1 protein-coding gene is annotated in these 398 nt (G+C 67.8%); it reads right to left on the bottom strand.

Annotation, left to right across the window (positions count from 1 at the left end):
• A partial coding sequence (locus P0D73_RS46790) for a tyrosine-type recombinase/integrase (protein WP_408436566.1) occupies positions 1 to 398 on the bottom strand: 398 nt, incomplete at both ends.

Below are 398 nucleotides of genomic sequence, written 5' to 3' on the forward strand. Positions count from 1 at the left end.
GACACACGCTTGTCGATGTGCGCGGCTTCGGCGGCGGCATGAATGGCGCGGTTCAGTTGCCGCGTGCTCAGCTGATCGAGTGGATCGAGCCCGGGAAACAGCCACCCACCCTCGGGCATCCTGCCCTGCGCACGGGCCACGCGCCACCACACACGCAGACGCTCGAGCAGCACCGGCGAGAGCATTGCGTAGCGGTCACGGCGACCCTTGCCCTGCTCGATACGCAATGTCATGCGTTCGCTGTCGACGTCGGTGACCTTCAGCGCCACCACTTCGCTGGCGCGTAGCCCCGCGCCATACGCGACCGACAGCGCGGTCTGGTGCTTCAGGTTGCCCGCGGCCTCGATGAGCCGCCGCACTTCATCGGGGCTGAGCACGACGGGCAATACGCGGGGCAC

This window comes from Paraburkholderia sp. RL18-101-BIB-B (assembly GCF_046026985.1).
Taxonomy (GTDB): domain Bacteria; phylum Pseudomonadota; class Gammaproteobacteria; order Burkholderiales; family Burkholderiaceae; genus Paraburkholderia.